This is a genomic window from Sandarakinorhabdus sp. (assembly GCF_040398645.1).
GTDB lineage: Bacteria > Pseudomonadota > Alphaproteobacteria > Sphingomonadales > Sphingomonadaceae > Sandarakinorhabdus.
Genome location: NZ_JBBATR010000026.1, coordinates 7,049 through 31,694 on the forward strand (window position 1 = coordinate 7,049; position 24,646 = coordinate 31,694).

Annotated in this window: 3 protein-coding genes; all 3 read right to left on the reverse strand. The window is 66.4% G+C overall.

Features of this window, described 5'->3' with window-relative positions; genetic code table 11:
• Positions 1–3: 3 nt before the first annotated feature.
• From ABWP50_RS07890 to ABWP50_RS07900, 3 genes are read right to left on the reverse strand one after another with little or no spacing between them, the layout of a single operon-like run.
• Positions 4–3,249: a CHAT domain-containing protein gene (locus ABWP50_RS07890; protein WP_353217451.1), complete on the reverse strand. Its 3,246-nt coding sequence runs from the start codon at positions 3,247–3,249 to the stop codon at positions 4–6.
• A complete protein-coding gene (locus ABWP50_RS07895; RefSeq protein WP_353217452.1) occupies positions 3,246–22,928 on the reverse strand; it encodes a hypothetical protein in 19,683 nt (6,560 codons plus the stop codon). The genes ABWP50_RS07890 and ABWP50_RS07895 overlap by 4 nt, the downstream gene beginning before the upstream one ends.
• The gene (locus ABWP50_RS07900) at positions 22,928–24,646 is read right to left on the reverse strand and encodes a ShlB/FhaC/HecB family hemolysin secretion/activation protein (protein ID WP_353217453.1); all 1,719 of its coding nucleotides are present in this window, start codon (positions 24,644–24,646) and stop codon (positions 22,928–22,930) included. Before ABWP50_RS07900 ends, ABWP50_RS07895 begins: the two co-directional genes overlap by 1 nt.

The following is a 24,646-nucleotide window of genomic DNA, read 5'->3' on the forward strand; positions in this document are numbered from 1 at the left end:
GCTTCAGCGGCCGGACATTGGAGCGACGGGCTTGCCGATCAATGGTTTGGCTGCATCGCCAATGATGGCAAAACCCGACCAATAATAGGGGTGCGAGGTTTCCAGCACATCCATCATCCGGCTTTGTGATTGGCGCAACGCCTCACCCACGGCAATCTGGCCGGCGTTGGCAAACAATCCGGTGATGAGCGTGCGCGTGGCATCAAAACTGTCTGGCACCGGCCAGTGGCTGGCGATTACGGCGCGGGCACCAGCACCCACAAAGGCGCGCACCAAGCCGTCCAGCGCGAAATTGCCGCCTGTGGTGATGCCTGCTTCGCGTGTGGCAGAAGCCGTGGCAGCGCCGGCGGTATCGCAGGCCGACAAGATGATCGTATCGGCATCCAGATTGAGATCGAATATGTCGCGAAAGCTGAGCAAGCCGTCACTGCCGGCCTCGGCAAAGCTGGTCAGAAGCGCTGGACGCGCCGGGCATTCCGGGCGCGGCGCGGTCACGAGCCCGTGGGTGGCAAAATGGATCACGCGGTAATCACGCAAATCGCGCCGTGCCATCATCGCCGTATCACTGAAATCCGCGCCGGTGACCACGGTAGAACCACCGCTGCGCAGCAGATCGGCCGCCAGCCGCAATTCGGCGGCAGCAATCGGGCGTGACCATTCGATGAGTGGCCAATCGCAATCGCCTGCTCGCGGCAACGCGCTCACGCCGGGCCCGGTTGTCAGCGCGCCGGCGGGAATGGCACTGGCAGCAGCCGCTGGCAGAATTGCTGCCAGCGGCGCCGCGCCGCGCACGTTGCCTGAACGGCCGGTCGTGGCCGCCGCGGCAATGGCCGCCGGCAGCACCGCTGGCAAAGCCGCTGCCGGAATGCTGTTTTCGCCCAATCCCAGATAGGCATTTTTGGCGCGGCTGCTGGCAATGCGGCGCACATCGATGAAGGCGCGCGGCGATGTGGCCGTGGACACCATCCGGTCACGGCCCAGCCACGCGAGGCCGCGCGAATCAAAGGCATCGGCATTTTCGTCGGCCTGGCGTGCCTGATAGGCAGCCAGATTGTCATCGGCCATGATCAGCAGGTTGAACGGCAATTGAAGCAGCGCGCCGTCCGGTTCCACGATCAAATGGCGGCTGGCAGCCAGCAAACGCGCGGCGGGGCCATCCGCTGGCCCGGCCAGCAGGCTGTACAGCCGGCGGGCGGTGGCGGCATCAAACGGGTAGGTTGTCGGGCGGCCATTTTCAAAAATCACCACGGTGTCGCGGATGGCCTTCACCATCACGCCCAGTTCCGCAGCGGTGGCATCAACACGGTGAACCGACGCCGATTGCCGGCCCAGCACCAGCGCATAGGCTTCGTCGCCAAGCAGGATCAGCTTGAAATAGGCTTCGTTTTCAATCAGCGCCGCTTGCAGGCTCGCCAGGGTGACTGTGTTGTTGCTGATACTGCGATAGCGTGGATATTCGGCCAGCCCGGCCAGCACCGCTGTCTGGTCGCGGCCCAATTGTGCCAGCCGGGATTGCAGCACGGCCGCTTGCTCGATCTCCAATGGGCTGGGCGTTTCCAATTCCGCCAGCCGGCTGATGTCGGCTTGGGTGCGCACCAGATCGCGTGACAAGGTGATGGATTGGCGGAACAGCGTTGACGCAGCATCGCTGCCTCCGGACAATTCGCGCGCCAGCACAGCCTGAGTTTGCGCCACGCCGGGGCGCAGCAGGATCTGGCTGGCATCGAACAAATCATTGGCCGCGTTGGCATCGCCGCTAGCGGCAAGGCTGCCAAACCATGGCACGAGCAATGGCCGCAACAACGGCCCGGCACCCGGGGTTTCCGGCGCCGATTTCACGATGGCGCGAAATTGCGCTGCGGCTTCGGCGGCCCGGCCCTGGCGTTGCAGCAACGCCGCCTGCCGGGCCTGCGCCGACAGCAGCGCCGCCGATTGCGGGTACTGCGCAGCTGTCAAAGCCACGGCACCGGCCAGCGCGGCGATGGCATCGGGGCCGCGGCCCAATTGTTCGGCTACCCGCCCGCGTTCGGTGGCTGCCGCCGCGCGCAGCCACAAAACCGACAAGACCCGGCCGCCGCGCACTCGGCTGAGATCGATTTCGGCCTGCGCAAGTGCCGCTTCGGCCGCAGCGAGATTGCCGAGCCCGGACTGCGCAGCGCCGTTCAGATACAGGGCTTGCGCATCAAGGATGCGGATCCGTTCCTCGCGGGTCAGGCCGACAGATCCGCCACCCAATGCCCGAATCGCGCTGTCTTCGATGTTCAACCGCTGCGACAGCGGCGTGTCGATATAGCCTGCGCTCAGCCGGCCAGCATCGGTGGTGCCGATATTGCCGGCAACCGGCTGTGCCAGCGCCGCCAGTGCGCGCTGGTTCTGCTGGCGATTGAGCTGGTGCTGGGCCATGGCGTTGCGCAGCAGGCGGCTGGCCACCGGATCACTGCCATCAAGGGCTTGCGCGGCACGCGCAAACAAGCGTTCGGCATCGGCAAAACTGCTTAGATTGGACTGTTGCAGGCCCTGATTGGTAAGGTATTCGGAGCTGCGCGTGAAACCCGGCGTGCCTTGGCGGTTTCGTTCCACCAGCAGATCGAAAAATTCCGCGGATTCGGCAAAGCTGGCGGCATTGTTGCGCACATAGGCTTCGGCCAGCGCCTGGGCTGGTTCCAGGCTGCCGGCCTGGATGCGCGCAAACGCGGCTGGATCGCCAGCTTCGGTGGCAGCCACTTCGACGGTGCCGGCAACCGGGGCATTGGCCAGCATTGACTGCAAGCCCATGGCCAGGGCGGAACCATAGCCAGCCAGGCCATCGGCGACGAACAGCGTGCGGCCGCGCTGCACCTGATAGCGCAGGCGCGCCAGGCCATCGATGGTGCAGCGGTTGATCGTGGCACCCGGCAGTGCCGACAGATCGGCGGGCACGGTCTTTCGGCCGTCGCAGCCGGCAGGCAAGGGCAGTGCGCCTTGGCGCAGTGCATAAAGATTGCCGATCGGCGCGGCGGCATCACGGCAGACGATGCGATAGCCGCGATCGAACATGCCCTTCATGGCAGGATCATTCGCCTGGCTTTGGGCCGTGCACAACACGCCCGCTGTGCCGATCCGGAAGCTTTCGGCCAGCGCAAATTCGGCGTTCGCGGCTGCGGCTGGCGCTGCCATTGGCTGGGCGATGGCAGCTGCCACCAGCAGCCCGGCCAGACGAAGTGTGCGGCGCCGGTGTAGTAGGCGGCGGTGTGGCAGATAGCGGTTCATTTCAATCCTCCCGGGCGGCGCACGCCGCCAGGCAGCGGATCCAGCCATAGCGAAGGGTTGCCGCCGCTGGCGGCCGGGTCGCTGGTGTCAGGATCGGCAAACATGGGGCTGAAATCGATCAGCCGTTGCAGCAGGATGATGGGCAGTTTTTCAACAGCTTTTTTGGCGTCTTCGCGCTGTTGCTCCTGCGTTGGCGTCAACGCGGCCACATTGTTCACGATGACATCAACCCGTCGTTGAGCCGCTGGTGGCGGCGCGCATCCTGTGAGCTGTGGACAGCCATTGACCTGCGCAGTGTCGGTCAAAATGTCGAGGCTTGGCTGCACAATCACAGCGGCGCGTGTGTCATCATTGATGACAAAGCCGGCGTCACGGAGCACTCGGCCATTGATCACCATATCCAGCGCGCCAGCCTGTGTGCCGGTGGCGGTCACTGTCAGGCCGCCGCTACCAGCCGTGAAGCCGGCTCGGGTGGCTGCACTGCCGCTGTTCTGGATCAGCACATCCTGCGCCGCATTGATGCGGATGGCGCCGGCGATGATCTGGCCGGCCAGCGCCGGATCGGCTGATATGGCGTTAAGGGCATCAATTCGTGGCTTTCCCGCCAGCGTGCCGGCGGCAATTTGGGCAAGCAGGCCATTGCTGGCAACGCGCACACTCGCGCCGTTCAGGTTCAGTGTGCCGGCGGGCAATTCGGCGTTGTTGCCCAATTGGATGCGGCCGGCGGTTGTTTCGACTTCAAGGCGGCTGCCGGCGGTGAGTGTCAGGCTGTTTGCCGCTGTGGCCTGCGCCATTGTCACTGCGCCGTTCACGCGGATCAGGCCGCCGCTCGACAGGCTGATGCTGGTGGGCAGATCGGGACCTTGCACCTGAACCGGGCCACTTTGGCCCTGGCCCTCCTGTTGCCGCGTGATCGCACCGGGCACAGTGGCGGGGAGATTGAGCTGGCCGATGGTCATGGTGCCATTGGGCAAACGCACGTTGATGCTGGCAGCACGCAGCGTGCCAAATTCGGCATTGGACAGGCTGTAGTTGCCAGCCACATCGCCGCCGCCGATCGCGGCGCTGGTCACGGCGGTTTGGCCATTGGCCGCCAGGCTGATCTCGGCAGCCCCGCCGCCGCCGATGATGCTGCCGGGGGCAATGACGATATCGCTGGAGGTGATGGCCACACGGCTCGATGTGACACTGGCGGCCAAATTCACCGTGCCGCCTATATCGATCGATACGCTGGTTGGCGCCGTGATGGCGCGGGCATCAAAGCCGCCGGTGGCCGCAGCCAGGAAACGGCCGGTGCTGGCGGCCCCGCTAATGCGGATATCGCCGATAAGCCGTGTGGGTGTTCGCGCCAGCAGTGTTGCAAACTGCAGATTACCGGCCTGATCAAAGCTGATCAACGGCAGCAATTCGTGGCTGGATATATAGACAAAGCCGTTGGCCGATGTGGTCAATGCGCCGGCGTTGATGCCGCCGGTATCTAGCAGCACGATGCCTTGCGGTGCGCTGATGTTGCCACTGGTCACGCCCAGCACGCCTGACAAGGTGGCGCTGCCCGAAATATTGATATTGCCGGTGGTGATGGTGCCCGGTGACGTAATGAACACCACGCCGCTGGCACGTTGGGCCGGCGCAACGGTGCCGGCATCAATATTGCCGGTGACTATGGTGCCGCCTGCGGTGACAAACACCGAATCGGCTGCCGAAAGGCTGCCGGTCGTGATCGTGGTGACCGCATTCAGGCGGATGTCATCGCTGGAGCGTATATTGCCTGTGACCAGCGCGCCGCCGCCGCCGACGGACTGCAGGGCGCTAAGCGAAAGGGTTCCGCCGACTGCCAGATTGCCGGTGGTGATGTTGCCCTGTGTGGAAAGGGTTAGGCCGGTCGCAGACGTGAGATTGCCCAGCAGGAGATCGGTGGTGGACAGGATTTCGATGAAGCCGCCGCTGGTGACATCGGTCAGACCAATCCCTTGCGCGCTGATACGAGCCCCATTGCTGACCACGATGGCGCTCTGATCCAGGAATCGGCCGCTGGTGCTGGCTTCCAGTAGGCCGGTGGTGAGCGCGCCGCGCACATCGATATCGCCGGCTACTTGCCCGAGCGGCGCTGTAAACAACGCGCTATAGTTTGGAACGCCGGCATTGAAACTGATCACGCTGGCCTGGCCGATGTTGCCAAACCGCACCCGTCCAGTTGCTGGCGTGGTGATGGCGGCAGTGGTGATGGTGCCGCCAGATAATAGCACCAGATCGCGGCCGCTGCGCAAGGCAGCACTGCTCAGTGTGCCGCTCGAGAGCAGTCCGATATCGCTTGCGGCAGCAACAGCGCCAACAGCGACGGTCTGGCCGCGGACATAAACGTCGCCGCGTGCACCTGCCTGCGGTGACGCTTGCGCTGCGGACAAGGCTCCGGCTGTGACAGCGCCATTTGTGGATTCAAGGCTGATACGGTCGCCCACCTGGACGTTGCCAGTGCGCACCGTGTTGCCGGCCGCAACCCTGACTTCGCCAGCCGCTGTGATTTCGCCCAGATTGGCATCTGCGGCGGACGTGATCAGCACATCGTCGCTGCTGGTCACCGCTTGATCGAATTGCACCATGCCGCCGCTGTTGACGGTGAGCAGCCCGGCGTTGATCACCCCGGTTACGCCGATGGCGCCGGCAGCGCTCAACTCGGCCCGGCCCGGCACGGTCAATGCCCCGGATACGGTGATGCCGCCGCCGACCGGTTGTGCCGCGCCAGCCAGCAAGGCCGCATAATCCGGCGCGAGCGGATCGCGCTGGCTGGCCGTGTTGGCCAACCCGATGCGCAGGCTGCCACTGCTGCCAATCGTGATGGCCCCTGTGGAGACGCTGCCGCTGGACAGCAGCGCGGTGGTGCCAGCGCTGCTGATGCTGCCGCTGGTCAGATTGCCCTGGGCGATCAACGCCAGATTGCTGGCCGCGCGCACATTGCCGATCAGCGCAACGCTGCCGGCTTGCACCAGCACATCACCCACCGCGCCGAACACTGGCGCGACAATGCCGGCATCCAGATTGCCCAGCGTGACACCATCGCCTGCCGATACAGCGATCCGGTTGCCGCCGGACAACGCGCCGGCGGTGACAGTGTTTCCGGCAATGAGCCGCATTGCGCCGGCGGCGCGCGCGCTGGTGATTGCAAGATCCCCAGTGGCCACATCAAGATCGCCGCCAGACACCACGGTGGCAAGGCGCGTATCGCGGCCGGCAAGCTGCGCAGAGCCAGAGGTTCCATGGTTGCCGGTTACGCGCAGCACGTCGCCGGCTGCGATTTTGGCAGTGCCGGCGGTCACGCTGCCCAGCAGCACATTGCCAGGTGCCGCGACGGCGCTTGCGGCCAGCAAGGCGGTGTAATCGGCGATGCCGCCGGGAAAACTGATCAGGCTGCGCTGCGGAAACGCGCCGATGAACAACGCCCCTGTGGTCGGCGCGGTCAATGTATTTGCCGTAATGTTGTTGCCGGCTAGCATCACCAGTGCACCGCCGCTGGCGATATTGCCGGACGGGCCGCCGTTGCCGATGCTGATGCTGCCGCCTGCCAGCACGCCAATCTGGCTGACACTGCGGATGTCTGCCACGCTGATATCGTTCAGGGCGCGGATATAAAGTTCGAACGGGCCGGTTGGAAGGGGATTGACGATGCCCAGATCGATCGATCCCGCCGTGATGCCGCCATCTGAAAACAGCCGGATCTGGCCGCCAGCGCTGATGTTGCCGCTGGTCAGGGCGGTGGCCGCCTGCACGATGGCAGTGCCGCCAGCGCGAAGGTTGCCGAGCACAACGGTACCGCCGGCGATGGTCACATCGCGCACCGCGCTGATGTCCCGCAAGGTCACAGCCGCCGGGCTGCCAAGGATCTGAACATCCCGGCTGCCAGTGGTTTGGGTCACCAGATCGATGCCGGCCTGGCTGTTCAGGATCAACGTTTGCGCCGCTACGACGCCGCGCGGCCCCGGGGTCGGCCCGGCAAACCCGCTCGTCAGCGTTCCGGCCGCGCTGATCCGCAATGTGCCGCTGGAGGTGATGGTGCCGCCGTCGTTAACCGCCACATTGCCGCGAGAGGTAAACTGGCCGTTGCCAGCGATGCTGATGGTGGAACCTGCATCGGCGACGAGGCCGCTGCGGATTGCACCGGCAGGCGGAGCCACCGAACCGGTGGCGCTGGCGCTCAGCGGCCCCATCGCGATCTCGCTGCCGCCCAGCGCAACCACCCGCACGACACCGGGTTCACCATTGCTGCCCACCGCGCCAGAGCCGTTGCCGGCAGCTTGAAGTTGCGTGTTGCCGCCCACGGTGAGCCGGCTGGACAGGCCGCCGGTGGTGGCTGAGGCGCTCAGATTGGCAACACCGCCAAAACCAGTCGCCGGCAGACCGGGCGTACCAAAGCCGCCGGCGTTGCCCGTTGCAACCAGCGTGAGATCGCCTGCGATTGTGCCATTTGCACCGATCAGGGACAGATCGAGGGTGCCGCCGCGCCCATTTCCATGCAACGCTGGCGTGCCGGCACCGGCGGTGCCGCCGTTGCCATTGGCTGTCAGTGTTGCGCCAGCCAAGGTGAAAACGCCTGGCACTGTGCTGAGATCGTTGCTGCCCGCGCCAAGCAGGCCCATGCGAACGAAGATGACACCGCCGTTGGCATTGCCGCCGGCACCTGCCACCACGCTGTTGCCGCCTGTGCCGCCAAAACCGGTGGCCGTCGCAGTCAGTGTGCCGATGGCGACCGTGCCGCCATTGCGGTCTGAGCCCAAAGCGATATTGCCGCCCAGTGCAGTGCCGCCATTGCTGCCATCGACACCGTCAGAGCCGCGGCCGCCGCGTGCGTCGGCGGTGATCGCCACTTGCCCGGCTGCCGACAGTCTGAGGCTGCCGGGGACGGAGCCGCCCTGAGTGCTGATCGCCACCAGCCCACCTGTGGCGTTGCCGCCGCCGCCGCTACCGCCAAAGCTGGTCGCGGATATGCTGGTATTGCCTGCCACAGTCAGGCTGCCGCCAATGCCGCCGACACCGAGAATGACCTCTCCGCCGGTCGCAATGCCGCCAGTAGCACCAAGGCCGCCAGTTGCGTCAACGCCAATCGTGAGGCCGGAACCGCCAATATCGAGCGTGCCGTCCACCGCAGCGCGAAGCGTGCCGCCGGTCGCTGTGCCGCCGTTACTGTTGCTGCCGTTGCCGCCGGTGGTGAGCAGCACGATATTCGCGCCGCCGCCGCCCAGTTGCAGCCGCGTCTGCCCGCCGTTGATCATGCGCACATTGGTGCCGATTGCCGCGCCGCCGTTGCCGACGGCCACGGAATCGACGCTGCCGCCGATGCTGGCGCCGTTAAGTGCAAATGTGCCGCCGATATCCAGCACAGCGCCGCTGCCCGACGCTTCGAAGTTGAACAGGCCGCCCGTGGCAAGCCCGCCGTCACCTGTGCCAGATCCAGCAAATGTGCCGCCAAATCGTGCTGCGTTGATGGTGACATCATCCGCGATCCGCACCGAGCCGTTGGAGGTGATTGCCACCGCTGCGCCGCTCGCCGCGCCGCCTCTTGCAAGGCCGACGACTGGCAGATGGCCGGCCGTGCCGCCGATTGCCTGCGTGCCGATTGTCAAGCGGCCAAGCTCAAGCGTTGCGGTGGCGGCGCGGGCAGACAATTCCACCCGGCCCGATTGGGCAAAGCCGCCGCTTTCGCCGCGCCCGCCGTTTGCGTTTGCGCGCAGATCGGTAAGCTGCCCGATCGCCAGCGTATCGGTGCCGCTGGCATCCACAAAGATGCGGCCGGCGTCTGCGCTGCCGCCATTGCCATCGATCAGGGCGTTGCCGCCAACCGCGTCCGCGATGGCCAGCAGCCCGCCGGCGAGATTCATCTGGCCCGACGCAGTGATGAAGCCGCCGGTGCCCGCACCGCCGCCGCGATCTCCACTGCCGCCAATACTGCTGGCATCCAGCGCGATCTGGCCTGATGCGGTGATGGCCCCGGTCAAGGCCATGCTACCGCCAATGCCAATGCCGCCAATGCTTGACACACCGAGGCCGCCGATACCCGTGGCCGAGAAACCGGCCGTACCAGTGACCGCAATGGTGCCGCCCACGGCAAACAATTGTGCCGAATTGCCAAAGCCGGTGCCGGCCGTGTTACCACTGCCGCCGGCGCCGTTGGTTACCACCAGCAGATTGCCGGTTTCCAACGCGCCCGGCCGATTTGCGGCCGCCGGGTTGGCCGTGGCCGCAATATACACAAGGCCGCCCGTGCCATCGCCGCCGCCGCCAATGCTGAGGCCATTGCCGCCATTGCCGCCGGTCCCACCGGCGTTGGCGCTGATCGCCGTAACAATGGTGCCCACCGGCCCGATGCGCAGGGTAGCGCCGGCCGCCACGATGTCGATACTGCCGCCGATGCCGTTGCCGCTGTTGCCGCCGCTGCCATCGGCCAGATCGCCGTCGCTGCCGTTGCCGCCACTGGCCATCGCTTCGATGCTGAGCCGGCCCAGCGTGAAGCTGCCGCCGCTGCCGCCGGGTGCCAGCGCCTGAGTGCCGACAAACACATCGCCAGCGCGGGCGTTGCCGCCGTCGGCACCATCCAGACTGTTGATGCGGCCACTGGTGCCGCCGGTGGCATTGGCAAACAGATTGACCTCGCCCGTCGTCAGGCTGCCGCGATTGCTGGTGGAGCCCAAAAACAGCCCGGTGCCAGCCAGATTTATGGTGCCATCGGCATTGCCGCCTGCAAAATCATCGGCATCGCCGCCAACCGAATTGGCCGACAACGTCAGATTGCCGGTAGTGATGCTGCTGCCGATGACGGCATTTTCCAGCGACACGGCCACGCGCCCGGCAAAGCCGCCGCCACCAAGGCCATCCTCGCCAAAACCGCCACTGCCATTGGCCGCGATGCCGGCATCGCCGGTCAGGATAAGGCTGGCAGCGCCATCGGTGAACACGCGCACCACGCCGCCGGTTCCGCTGCCGCCGACAGTGCCGCTGCTGCCCGTGCCGGACGCCGAGATGTCGATCGACCGATCTGTGCCGGCAAAGCCGTTCAACGTCAGAACGCCGTTGGGGGTCGCTTGCACATCGATGATGCCGCCTACGCCGTCGCCGCCGGGGCCGATGCCGCCGGGGCCGGTAAACGCGCCATCACCGCCTTCGCCTCTCGCATACAGCCCGATGCCAGTGCCCGTGGGCGCTGCGGTTGCGGTCACGGTGATGGTGCCGCCATCGGCGCGCACGCCAACGCTGCCGCCGCGGCCATCGCCGCCTGCGACGGCGCTGCGGCCGCCGGTCCCGCTGGCATGAGCCGTAAAGCCGCCCATTTGCAAAGTGCCAGCCGCTGTCGCCGCCAGATTGATGATGCCACCGGTGCCGTTGCCGCCAGCCTGGCTGCCGAAGCCGCCTTCGCCAAAGGTGAAAAAATCGCGAACCGCGCTGGCGGTGATGGTGCCACCGCTGGCCAGCAGATCAATCCGGCCGCCGCCGCCAAAGCCGCCCGTGCCGCCGTCGTTGCCGTCGGCTGCGCCGCCAACACCCCGGGAATCGGCCAACAGCAGCCCAAGGCCAATTGACCCAGCCGCCCCGCCGCTGCCGGGCTTGGCTTCAACCAGCACATTGCCGCCGCGGCCCGTTCCGCCGGTGCTGCCAGTGCCCAGGAAAATACCGCCCGTGCCGCCGCCGCCGGCGGTAACAAGCGTAACCTGGCTGTTGTCAGAAATGCCCAGCGAAACACTGCTGCCAAAGGCTTGCACACGCACGTCACCGCCGCTGCCATTGCCGCCGGCGCCGGCTGTTCCGCCGGTAAGGCCGCTGCCGCCGTTGCCGCCGTTGCCGCCAGCATCGAGCAACGTCCGGCCCAGGCTCAGGATGCCGGGCGTGGTGCCAGCACTGTTGCCGCTGCCAAGGCCGATCACGACATCGGCACTGTCGCCGCCGCCGCCGCCGGTGCCATTCAGCCCGTTGCTGCCACCTCTGCCGCCATTGGCTGACGCATCGATCTGCACGATACCGGCAGTGAAGTTGCCCTGGTTGCCGCTTCCGCCCAGAAACACGCCGCCGGTGCTGCCATTGACATTGCTGCCGGTGCCCCGGCCTGAAGCATCGCCGCCGGAACCGGTGCCCGATGCGATCCCGCCCTGCGATATGGCCGTTATGGTCAGATCACCGGCGCTGAAACGGGTGGTGTCGACTGCATTTCTCAATTCGATGAACACTTCGCCAGCGCCGGCATCGCCGCCGCCGGTGCCGCGCCCGCCCTGCGCGTTGCTGGTGATCGCGGCGGGGCCGACAAGGCTGATGGCAGCGTTGCCGCTGGCGCTGATTGAGATGGGGCCGCCAAATGCATCGCCGCCGGCTGCGTTGGAAGCCCCCGGCGTAACCGCCAGATCGCCCTGGCCGCCGAAACCTTGCGTGTTCAGGATGATGCCCAAGGCGTTCCGGTTGCCGATCGCATTGCTGGCATCCAGCCGGATTTGTGCGCCGCCGCCTTCGGCCCTTACAAAAATCCGGCCGGCGATGGTGTCGCCGCCTTGCCCAAGGAAGCTGTCGCCGCCAACGCCGCCTGCCGACAATTGTATGCCGCGCGTTACGTCGGTTGAAGTGAAAGCGATCTGACCGCCAGATTGCGCCGAAAGCGTGTTGTCCCCGCCGCGGCCAAAGCCGCCTTCGCGCGTGCCAAAGCCTTCGCCGCCAGTGCCGCTGGCATCGATGTTGCCCACGCTGCCCGCCGTGATGCGGCTGCCGCCGCGGGCTTCGATCCGGGTTGTGCCACCCCGACCGGTCCCGCCATCCGCGCTCGAACTGCCGCCAAAGCCAGCCGCGGATACCGATCCAATGGTGCCGAGGACAATTTCGGCGGCCGTGTCGGCCAGGATGGACGCTGTGCCGGCTTCGCCGTCACCGCCGGTTTCGCCACTGGCCGCGCCGCCGCGCCCATCGGCGCGCAACACGGCCAGATCGGCTCCGCCCAGCAAGCGCCCCAGTGTAGTGGCGCTGATGGTGGCAAGGCCGCCAAAGCCGCGGCCACCGCGGAAACCACCGCCGCCGATGCCATCAGCTTCCAGCGACAAGGATTGCCCGGCCGTGAGCACAGCGGAGTTGGACACGCCGACAAATAAAGTGCCGCCGCGGCCTTCGCCGCCAGTGCCGGCGGTGGTGCTGCCGCCCCTGCCGGTGGCGCTGACCCGGGCCCCAGTCAAGGCGATACTGCTGCCTGCGCCCGATGTTGTTATGTTGGCGGTGCCGCCGCGGCCATCGCCGCCAAAGCCAGTGCTGCTGCCGCCGCCGGTGCCGGGATTGAACAATGCAAACTGGCCAGCGGTGGACAATATGTCGCCGCCCGAAGTGGCATTGATATTGATGCTGCCGCCAAAGCCGGCGCCGCCCGCTACCAGACCGCCGCCGCCATTGGCGCTGACCGAGAAAGTGCCACCGGAATCAATTTGGATCAGTCCGGCGGCGCTGGCGATAATGCTCAGGCTGCTGCCGTTGGCTTGTCCGCCAGTAAAGCCGCTGTCGCCGCCAAACAGCTGGGCCGTGCCGGACACGGCGCCGCCAAAAATCAGGCGGCCGGCTTCGGCCTGCAAGGCAATGCCGCCGCTCGATGCGCTGCCGCCGCCGCTGCCGCCCAATGCGCTGGCATCCAGCGTTGTAGTATTGGTGATCGTGATGGTCCCGGTATCGGTATCGCCCGGGCGGGCAGTCTGGCGCACCGCTTGTATCTGCACTGTGCCGCCCCGTGCACTGCTGCTGCTGCCGCCCAGGCCGCCTGTGGCGCCGGCGTTTGCGGTCAGGCTGGCCAATGTCAGGCTGCCGGCCGCGCCGGTGCTGGCATTGGGCCGGCTGCGCACCAGGATGATGCCGGCATTGCCGGCGCCGCCATTTGATAAGCCAGCTGCCCCATTGCCGCCGCCGCCGCCGGTTGCACTGGCATTCAGCACCGCTTCAGTCGTGAACAGGCCGCCATCGTTCAGTAGCTCGATCCGGCCGGTTCCAGCTCCGCCGCCAACGCCGCCGACGCCGCCCGCGCCGTCACCGTCGCCGCCTTGGCCGGCGACGGCATTGGCCGAAACCAGGATGCCGCCTGTGAACTGGCCTTGGCCTGCGCCCGGGCCGCTGATCATGCCGATAAGAATACTGCCGCCCGTTGCCGCGCCGCCATTGCCGCCGAGCCCGAGCCCGCGTGAGCCTGCGCCGCCTGCCGTGTTGGCCGCGATGCTTATGTCTCCGGTGTTCATGGCGGCGGTGGCAGCACTGCCCGTAATCGTCACCTGCGCGCCCGTTGCCCGGCCGCCCGCAAACGCCGTGCCCGCCGGCAGGCCTTCGGTTGTCGTGCTGCCGGCTGTGGCAGTGGCGTCCACGGTCAGGCCGGCGCTGGTGAAGCTGCCGGGCAAGGTTTCGTTGTTGGCGTTGACGTTCAGGCGGGCCACGCCGCCGGCTGCGTTGCCGCCGTCTGCATTGAAGGACTGGCTGGCGCGGGCCGTCACATCAAGCACGGCCTGGCCGGTCACCGTGATCTGGCCGGATGCAATCAACAGCTCGGCATTGCCGGCGGCGGCGCTGCTGTTGGTGCCGTTTGATTGATCGGTAGCGCTGGCGTTCAGTGTCAGCGTGCTGCCAACCGTGAGCAAGCCGCGCGTGTTGCTGATGCGCGCGTTGCCGCCAATGGAACTGCCGCTACCACTTGGGGCGCCACTGTTAAACTGGCCGCCGGCGTTCAGCAGAACGCCCGATGCCACTGCGATGCCGCCACCATTGCCATTGCCGTCAGGCGTGAACCGGATTTCGGCAAGGCCGCCCGTGCCATTTTCACCCGCTCCAACCGCAGCCAAATTCAGGGATGACAAGGCCAGCGTGTCGCCCGTGCCGCTTACCAGCAGGCGCGCACTGCCGCCGATGCCATTGCCGCGCCGTGACCCACCGCCGCCAACGCCGCTGGACTGCAAATCCAGCGAGCCGGGCAACACCAGGCGATTTTCATTGACCACGCGGGTGGTGCCGCCGGTGCCGGTGCCGCCGACATTGATGCCAAAGCCGCTGCCGCCCGTGCCGTTGGCGGTCAGCAGCAGCGAAGCGGCGCCAGAACCCGTTATGGTGAGTGATCCGCTTGGCCCGAGGCTTTCCAGGAGCACTGTGCCGCCCGTGCCAGCGCCGCCGCCTAGCGTACTGCCATTGCCGCCGGTGGCATTTGTGCTCAACAGCGATTGCGCCGCACCGGGATTAATGGTGGCTGTGCCGGCAACCGAAAGCTGCACAGTGCCGCCGGTGGCAGCGCCGCCGGTGGCACCGTTGCCGCCGCGCGCAATGGCATCCAGCCGGAATTGGCCGTTGATTGCGGCTGAGGCCCCGGCTGCAACAAGCACGCGCGCCGAACCGCCCACGGCATTGCCACCGGGCCCGGAAGTGTTGCCGCCGCCCTCTGTGGAAGCGCCCATCGCTATTCCGGCCGATGCGAAGCTGCCGCCGGTCACATTGACCATCAATGCCCCGCCAGCCCCGCTGCCGCCTTGCCCGCCAGCCCCGATATATTGAACGCCGCCGTTCACGAACAGGCCGGTGCCGCCGATGGATGTGGTGCCAGCCGAAACCAGATCGAAATTGCCGCCACGCGCCGTCATGTTGAACACCGGTTGGTTCACCAGCGACAATAGATTGGCCGTGAAGCTGCCCGCAATGCCGAGCACGCCGGCACTGCCGACATTCACATCAATAACGCCAGCCTGCGACTGGGCGAATGCGTCCGTTGTATTGGTTTCGACATTGGCGGCCATGCCGAGATTGCCGCCCACCAGCACCCGGCCGTCGGCGTTCAGGGCCAGCGTGCCGCCGCGCCCGATGGTGCCGCTGCCCAGCGCTGTGAAATTCAGATTACTGGCCACATTCAGCGTGCCGTCCGCCACATCCACGGTCAACGTGCCGCCGGTACCGTTGCCCATGAAGGGGCGGTTTGGCACAATAGCATTGCCGTCCAGCACAGCGCTGCCATTGACGGTGGTGGTGCCGCCGAGGATCGACAGCAGGGCCGTGCCGCCGGTGGCACTGCCAGTCACGAAGCCGGCGCCGGCTGCGGCGCTGACCAGGAGGTTCAGTCCGGCTGGCAGCGTAAGATTGCCATCCACTTGCATGAATATATTGCCGCCGATGCCGTCGCCGCCCACGCCGTCATCAATGCCATCGCCGCCACGTCCGCCGGCATTCAACAGCAGCGCGCTCTGCTGCCCACGCAACGTCACATCGGCACCATTGAGCACGCGGAAGGTCACGCTGCCGCCGCGGCCAGCGCCGGCAGAACCTTCTACCGAAGAGCCGCCGGTGCCAACGGCGCTCAAAATGAGTGCGTTTAAATTGTAAGTGCCGCCAGAAATCACCAACTCTACAGTGCCAGCTTCGGCATTGCCGCCCGTGCCGCCAATTGAGGCATTCACGCCGGTCACATCGGCCGAAAGGTTGATCTCACCAGGCCCGGCGATATTGGCGTTGAACAACAGCAATTGGACAGTGGCACCGGCGGCAAAACCAGACAGTGCAAGCTCGCCATCAGCACCAAAGAACCCGCTAGCACCGGACTGGCCTGACTGCCCATCGACCGCCGGCGGCCCAGGGTTGAACCCGGATGCACCGCCGGCGCCGCCAGCGCCCGGCGCGCCACCAAAGCCGAGCGCTCCGCTGATGCCGACCACCACGCCGAGATTGGCCGTGATCAGTGGCACATCCAGCGTCCAAGCGCCATTTTGATCGTTACGGGGCGCGCCAATCAGCAGAAGGCCGCCTGTCGCATTGCCGCCAGCGCCGGCGTTGCCGCCAAGTCCGCCATTGCCGCCGGCACCGCCATCGCCGCCGTTGAGGAAAACCGTGTCACCATTGCGACCAGCACCACCATTGGCCCCAGCCCCGCCAAGACCACCGTTGCCGCCGGGCCCAGACTCGGCAGCGTTGACCAGCGACCAACTGGTGATCGTTAGCGATCCGCCACTGTTGGCAGCGTCCGTGCCGATGATGATGGACCCAGCTTGCGCACTGCCGCCGTCACCACCAGCGCCGCCGTTGCCGCCATTGCCACCCGAACTGCCGTTGCGTTGGCCTGGCAACAGTTCTGCCGGCGGGGGGGCAGCAAGGCCATCGGCGCCGTTGCCGCCACTGCCGGCCTCAGCTGAGACATTTACGGCCAGATCGGTGAAATTCAGATCACCGCCCGGCAGGGTGCGAATTGTAACCGTCCCGCCCGTGGCCGCGCCGCCGTCTGCGCCCGCCTGTCCGGGTGCACTTGCTGTACCTCCGCGGCCGCCGCTGCTGGTTGCAGACAGGGCGGCACGATTGACCAACTGCAGCAGGCCTGCTGCAGACACGGCAACTGTGCCGCCGGTGCCAGCGCCGCCGGATATATTGCTGCCATTGCCGCCAGTGGCATCGGCGCTCAGCAGCAGGGGCGCTGAGCCGGTCCTTATGGTGCCCGTGCCGTCAACCGAAAGCTGAACAGTGCCGCCGGTGGCAGCGCCGCCACGGATGCCATTGCCGCCGTTGGCAATGGCATCAAGGCGGAATTGTCCGTTGATTGCCGCCGTGGCTCCGGCGGCAATCAGCAGGCGGGCCGATCCGGCCACGGCATTGCCGCCATTGCCGGCGCTGTTGTTGCCGCCGTCTGCTGCAGCGTCCATCGCCAGCCCGGCGGATGTGAAGCTGCCGCCGGTGACATTCACCATCAATGCCCCGCCGAACGCGCTTCCATCTTGCCCGTCAGCGCCGGTATATTCCGCGCTGCCGTTGACGGTCAGGCCGGCGCCGCCGATCGACGTGGTGCCAGCCGAAACCAGATCGAAATTGCCGGCGCGCGCTACCATGTTGAATACCGGTTGGCTGACCAGCAATCCAAGATTGGCCGTGAAGCTGTCCGCGATGTCAAGCACGCCGCCGCCGCCCACAGCCACATCGATCTCACCGGCCTGCGATTGGGTTGCTACGACTGTTGTTCCGGTCAAGACGTCGGCGGTCATGTTCAGATTGCCGCCCACTAGCACCTGGCCATTGGCAGTGAGGGCCAGTGTGCCGCCGCGCCCGGTCGTGCCGCTGCCCTGAGCTGTGAGACCCGCATTGCCAGCCACATCCAGGGTGCCGGCCGCGACATCCACGGTCAATGTGCCGCCGGTGCCGTTGCCCCTGACGGCGCGGTTCAACACCACCGAATTGCCGTCAAGCACAGCATTGCCGTTGATGGTGGTGGTGCCGCCGCGTGTCGAAAGCAGGGCGGTGCCGCCGGCGGCGTTGCCAGTCGCAATGCCGTCGCCGCTGGTGGCGTTGACCAGGATGTTCAGCCCGCCGGGCAGCGTGAAATTGCCGGCATTGTCGACCCGGACTGTCCCGCCGACAGCGCTGCCGCCGGTGCCGAGGATGCTCAGTCCTTCGCCGCCAACGCCGGGCGCATCGAGGGCGAGCGTGCCGGTGTTCAGCAGTGCAAAGCTGCCGGTCGCCGTGCTGTCGATGATGATCATGCCGCCAGCGGCGGTGCCGCCGGCGCTGTTGCTGCCGGTGCCGCCCGTGGCGGTGGCGCGCACGGTGATATTGTTGCCGGCAATGTCCAGCCGCATGGCGCCGCTGTTGCTGATGCGAATTTCGCCGCCTGTCGCCGCGCCGCCCGCGCCATCGAAGGCGTCGCTGCCGTTGGCGTTGGCTTCCAGCGAAACTGCGCCGGTCACATTGAACTGCGCGCTCGGCGCTGAAAGCAGTGTAATGCGCCCGCCGGATGTTGGCTGCGCCCCAAAGGCCACGCCGCTGTTGCTGGCGTTTGCGGTAAGGAACAGGCCGCCGTTCATTGCCAGCGTGCCACTGGTCGCCCCGATGTTTATTGTTCCGCCCACTGCAGATCCGCCGGTGCCATCCGGGAAGCTAGCGGAGGCAGCCACGTCCACCCGGCCGCTGATCGTGGTCGCGCCGCCAGCATTCCATGTCAATCGGCCGCCGGTGGCGATGCCGCCAATGCCGTTGCCCAATATGTTCACGCCGACGTTGATGTCGATGTTGCCGCGAATCGTTGTCGTGTTGGAGCTGATGGTATTGGCATTGGTAAAGATCGAGACGCGGCCACCAGTGGCCCGTGCGCCATCGAAATCGGTGTTGAGGTTCACATCGTTGAGCAGCCTGAGTGAGCCGGTCACATCCATTATGCCGTTGTTTGCGCCCGTGATGTTGGTGTCGCCGCCGCGGGCAATGTGGCCGTTCACGCTGTGTGCCAGATCGACGTCGCCGCCAAACAGCAGTTGGGCGTCGCCCGAGTAATTCAGGTTGATGGTGCCGCCGGTTGCATTCCCTGGTTGGCCCTGGCTGTTGCTAAGGCCGCCGAATGCATCGTTGCCGATTGTGGTGGCATTGTTGAAATTGAGGACACCGCCGCTGCTGGTAACCGTGATCGTGCCGCCGGTGGCCTGGCCTGGCATGGTGGCCGACGCGCCGGCAAACGCGCGCGTGTTGATCTGGATGGCATTGCCATCATCGCCCACATCCAGTGTGCCGCTGCGATTGATGATCGCGATCGTGCCGCCGGTGGCATTGCCGCCCGCCAGGCTGTCGCCGCCATTTCCGCCCTGTGCGGAAATCGAAAACGCCAATGGTGCGGGCGCGGTGATGCTGGTTGTGCCAGCGTTGTCGATCAGCAAGCGGCCGCCGATGGCGTTGCCGTTGCTACCGTTGCCGTTCGGGCCGCCGTCCACAATGGCGTCCAGGTTGATCTGACGCGAATCGAGGGACAACAGCAAGCTGCCGTTGGCTGCCGTCAATATCTCAACGGCCCCGCCACTGGCGTTGCCCAACGATTGCGCGCCGTTTGGGGTGGTGTTCTGCGTGGAACCAGTGGCAATCAGGCTTGTGGGGCCGCCCGTCAGATCAAGCGTGCCGCCGCCAGCCTGCACGGCCAGCCGGATCGTGCCGCCCACCGAACCAGCCGCCGAACCGCCGAAAAAGCCGTTAACATCGGCCGACACGCCGCCAATCATGGCGCTGCCGCCATTGGTCACTATTTCGATAAGGCCGCCGCGGGCTTCGCCGGCCAGCACGCTTGCGGCCAGTTTGCTGCCAGCCTGGCCGTTGGCATTCGCAATAATGCCTTCGGCGATCTCCAAATCGCCGTTGCCGGTCGAAACCAGCACGGTTCCGCCAAAGCCGGTGGCCGACGGCGTGCCGGCCAACCGCGATGCGCCGCCGCGGCCGTCAGTACTCAGCGAGGCGAAGAGGATGATCGCGCTGCCGACAAAGCCAACTGGGGTGGCGCTTTGCTCCAGCCGTATCTCAGCGGTGCCGCCTCGCCCGGAGCCGGGCGCAGAGCCGCTGTCACCCCCAACGCCGTTAGCGGACACCGACAGATCGCCGCCGAACACCACCTCGAACGGGTTGCCGCCGGCCGCGTGCGGCGAGGCGAGCAAACCGCCCTTGCCGCCCAGCGCGTTGCCGCCGCCGGCATCAGTTGCGCCGCCGCCGCCGCCACTGCCGCCAACCGCATCGGCTTGCACAAGCACATTGCCGGCCTGCACCAGCGCGCCTTGCGCCAAAACATACTGGCTGCCGCCAGTTGCATCGCCGCCGCGCCCGCCAATGCCACCGGCGCCGCCCTCGCCGCCGGTGGCATTGCCGTCCAGGCTGACGTTGCCCAGATTGGCCCGTGACCGGTTGATCACAGGCGTGATAGGCCCGCTGGCCACGCCAACATTGCTGACGCCGCCCACGGCATTGCCGCCCGCGCCGCCGCTGCCGGTGCTGCTGTTGCCGCCGGCGCCGCCGATGGCCGAGGTGTCAATGCTGGTCGATCCGCCAACCAATTCGGCAAAGCCGCCCAAGGCAAGCAATCCGACACTGGCCATGCCATTGATCGATCCCAGCGCGTTGCCGCCCTGGCCGCCAGCAGCGCCGCCGCCGCCGCCGCTGCCGCCGCTTGCGCGGGCAAACACCGTCAGGCTGCTGGCCGACAAGCCGGCCCCCAAGCCATTTTCGGTGCCCTGAATGGCCAGCGTCGCTTCGCCAACCGTGGCATTGCCGCCAGCGCCGCCTTCGCTCTTGCCCTCGCCGCCAAAGGCATCGGCCACCATCAGGAACTGCGAAGCCACGTTCAGGCGGGCTTCGTTGAGGGTTACCTGCGCGCGGCCGCTTTGGGCGCCGCCGCCGATGCTGCCGGAGCCGCCGGTGGCCGTGCCGTTCAGCGTGACGGACAGCGCGGTGTGGGTGAGGGATTCCAGGAGCACGCGTGTCGCGCCGGCGCGCGCCGATCCGCCGGGGCCATCGACGCCAGCACCGCCGCCGGCCGTGGCCGACAGGGTGACGCCGCCGGCGACGTTGATGCCGCTATCTTCGTCGCTGCCGCTTGGGCCATAGCGCAGGTAGGCGGCGGGCGGGTTCGCCGGGCCATTGTCCAGCGCGGTGGCGTTGCCGCCGATCGCGCCGGCGCCGCCCATGGCATTGGCCGAAATCGTCAATTGGTTGGACACAGCCAAGGAGCCGGCATTGGCAAAATTGACTTCGGCGCGGCCGCCCACGGCGGTGCCGCCGTTGCCGCTGGCCTGGCCAGTGATTGCGCCGGCACCGCCCATAGCGTCGGCGGTGATGCGCGTGTCCGGCGCCCTGATGGACAAGCTCGGGCTGCCGGTTGCCAGCAGTGATGCCGTGCCGCCGGTGGCGTTGCCGCCCTTGAGAACGGCACCTTCAGCGCCCGGTCCGCCAATGGCACCGGCATTGATCAGGAAACTGCGATTCACGGTGACAAATGTGTCGAGCGCCAGATCATTGATCGCCAGCGTGGCGGACCCGCCGCGAAAATCATTGAGGCCGGTGCCGTCTTCCCCTTGGGTGGCGGCGGAGATCAGCAGATCGCTGGTGGTGAAATTTACCGCTGGCTGCACGGTGATGCTGGCCTCGCCGGCTTGTGCAAAGCCGCCGCCCAGATTGTTGGTGGGCACTTCAGAAAAATATATAGCGTCGGCCACAACGGACACGCCGTCCGCGACCGCAAGATTGGCCGCAACGAGCATCTGCGCCGTGCCGCCGACGGCATTCCCCGACCCCAGCCCATCGCCGCCCGTAGGGGCAAAGCCGCTGGCATTCAGGCTTACAAAGCCTTGGTTCAGGGTGATGGCTCCATCTGCATCGAGCTGCAGGCGGGCCGTGCCGCCAAAGCCGCTGCCGCCGCGGCCCAGCACCGATTCGCCGCCCTGGCCAAAAGCCCGGACTTCCAGGGCGCTGGCCAGAACCTGGCCGCCAAACGCTCCGATCAACGCCGTGCCGCCAGTGCCGCTGCCGCCAGCCTGGCCAGTGCCGCTGCTGGAGCCGCCACGGCCATTGGCGTCCGCCGAGATGAGTTGCGCGGACACGCTGCCGCCACCGGATGCCGAAACCTCAGCTGTGCCGGCCTGCCGGTTCATCCCGGTGCCGGCATCGAAATAGTTCGATGCATCAACCACCAACTGCCCGGTCACTTGCAGACTTTGGCCAGACAATCCGCGCACGATGGCCTGGCTATCGCCATAGACCGCCAAATCCGCCGCCGCGGACACCGGGCCGGTTTGCGTCACAACCTGCGCCGTTCCCCGGCTGCGGATGGTGACATTCGATGTGAAATTGGTGGCATCGACGTTCACCGCAGCGGCAGCTGCTGTGTCTGATGTTGGCTGCGGCGCATAGACACTGATGCCGTCGCCTTGGGGGGTCTGCCGGATATCATAACCAGCCGACAGCACGATCGCGTTTGAACGGATCATGGCTGCGCCGGCAATATCAAAGCCGAGATTGGCGCCACCCGTGATCAGCAGCGTCATCGCATCGTTGCGCGGCGCCGTCATCAGATAGATGCGGTGATAATCGGCGTTGGCGGCGTTGCCGGCCGGCCCGGTAATATCCCCGGTGACCTGCGACGGTCCGGTGGCCGCCGACGAGACGTTTGCGGTGATATCGAACAGGCCGCCGTTTAGCGTGAAGCTGACATCCGACGCGGCAACCAGCGCGGCAGAGCCATTGACATTGATTTCGCCGTCCATGCGGAATCGCGGGGCAACGGCAATGACATAGCTGTTTTGATTGTTGGCCTCGATAACGGCACCATTTTCGATATTGACCTGCGCCGTGCTGTTGACCGCCGCCTGCAACCGAAATTGCCGAGCCTGATTGGGGCCGGTGATGAAGGCTTGGCCGGCCGCAGCGCCAACCGGATCATTGGCGGTGAGCAACAGGCTACCGACATCGAAACTGGCGGTTGACGAAAGCAGAAGGCCGCCAGGGGCGTAAAACCAGATGCTGCCGGCGGCATCGCTGGTGACTCTGCCGGCCAACTGGATGGCGCGGCTGGGATCGGCAGCGATGATGCGGTTGAGCACCGTGTAGTTTGCGCCGTTCAGGCCGCTCCCGCCGATAAAACTTACATCATGGCCGCTTGGCAGGAAATTGATCGGGGCCGGGCCAGTCCCCCCATCGTCGGGCACCCAATTGATCGTGTTGACCGGCGCGTTGACGGTGATGAACTCTGTTGGGCCGCTGAAGCCGCGATCGATGTTGCCCCGGATGACGGTGGGCGTGCCCTGAAAGGCTTGGGCGTGTACCGCGTGCGGCTGCAGCGCCAACATGCTGGCCAAAACGCCCGGCGAAGCGGCCAATGCCAGCCGGGTGCGCGCGTTGCGCGCAGCAAAGGAGTGCAGGGGGGCGTGCTCGTCGAACAAACGCATCAACGGGTCCTCCACGGCAACAGGCGGCTGGTCAGCGTGATCAGCAGGCGCACATCACCGGCCTTCACCGGCCCGGCAGCCTTCAGCGCAACTGCGCCGCCTACATCCAGCCGCGCCCGGTCTGCCAGCAGCAACCGCGCGCCGCCGCCGGCCGAAATCAGATTGACCGGATTGCGCGTGCGAAGATTGCGGGTCCACGCCCAACCGGCATCGATGAAGCCATAGGGCTGCGCTGCCAGTTTCCATTTTTCGTTTAGCAAAATCGCATCGCGGCGCAGTTCGGTGCTGACCGCAAAGCCATCATCCCCGGTCAGCGCGCCCGGTTCATAACCGCGCCCAACGGTATAATTGCCCAGCGCAAAGCGTTCGAAGCCAAACAGATTGCCGCTGGCGTACTGAGCGCGCGGCTGCACCACGACACTGAGCTTTTGTGACAGGCGTGCTTCGGCCAGGCCGGTAAAGCGCACAACGGTCGCGGTCGGGCTGCCGTTGACCAGGCTGGGCGGCACCGCGCCCGCCGCCGTGCACCGCAGCGGCGTATCAAGGCAATCCGGGCTGGCACCAAAAATCGCCAGTCCCTGGCGCAGTTCGATGCTGCCCGCCACGCGCCAGGCTGTAGTGCCGCCAGGGCCAGAGCCGATCAGATCCTGCCATTCGGCATCAAGCCGCACATAGCCGACCCGCAACTGATCGCGCGACAGCGGCGCGCTGTTGAATGCCACTTTCTGGTTGACCAGATCCAGCCCGGCCTTGCTGGAAATGCTGGCGGCCTGGCTGCGGCGCAGCGGATAGGACGCTTCGAAATTGACAAAAAATGTTTCGGCTTTGACTGGCGGCACGGCAGCGCCCAATGCGGGCCGGGTCCAGGCTTCGGTGACGCGGGCGCCAAGCCGCAAGCCTTCGCCGCCCACGGCAAAATCATGGCCGCCTTGCAGCACCCGCTGTTCGCGCACATCGCTGGTATTGTAATAAGACACAAAGCTGTGATCGCCCAGCCCAGTCAAGCCGTGCGCCTGCACCCGCAATTGCCCGCCCCACGGCCCGGTTTGCGACGGCGCGAGATTGGTGATCACCATGTCAGCTTCGACAGCGCGCCGCCGCACGCTGATTTCGCCGATCATGTCGCCCGCGCCGCCGCCGGCCGGCTTCAGGGCCAGCCGCACATCCATGCCCGGCAAATCGCGCGCCAGCAGCAGATAGCGTTCGGCAGCGATGCGATTGAACGGCGTGCCGGTGGCCAGCTTGTTCAGATAACGCGCCACCTGGCCTTCGTTGCGCCCGGCATCGCCGCGCAGCCGAATCGCCGTCAACCGCGCATACAGGACTTCAAAGCGGACAACGCCGCCTTCGATGCGCTGCGCCGGCACCTGCACGGCAGCCAGATAGCCCTGGCGGCGCAACTGCGTGGCCACGGCGTCGCGAATGTCACACAGCGCCGAAATCGGCAGATCGCGGCCCACCAGAGGCTTCCAGATCGGTTCCAATTCGGCTGGCGTGACCGGGCCGATATTGTTGAAATCCGCCCGGGTCAGGTTCAGTTTGATGGCGGCATAGGCTGGATCGGCCAGCGCGCACGGGCTGCGTTCGATATCGCCGTCCACGATCAATCGGCTGGGCTGGCTGAAGCTTGGGCGGCGGCTGGGATCGATTTCCTCGCGGGTCGGGGCGCCGGTGACGCCCACTTGCGCTGCGGCCGGCATCGCTGTTGCTGTCAACAC

What these genes read in the sequence shown, in the direction of transcription:
- ABWP50_RS07890 (WP_353217451.1), bottom strand. Translation starts at nt 3,249, where the DNA reads ATGAACCGCTATCTGCCACACCGCCGCCTACTACACCGGCGCCGCACA.
- ABWP50_RS07895 (WP_353217452.1), bottom strand. Translation starts at nt 22,928, where the DNA reads ATGCGTTTGTTCGACGAGCACGCCCCCCTGCACTCCTTTGCTGCGCGC.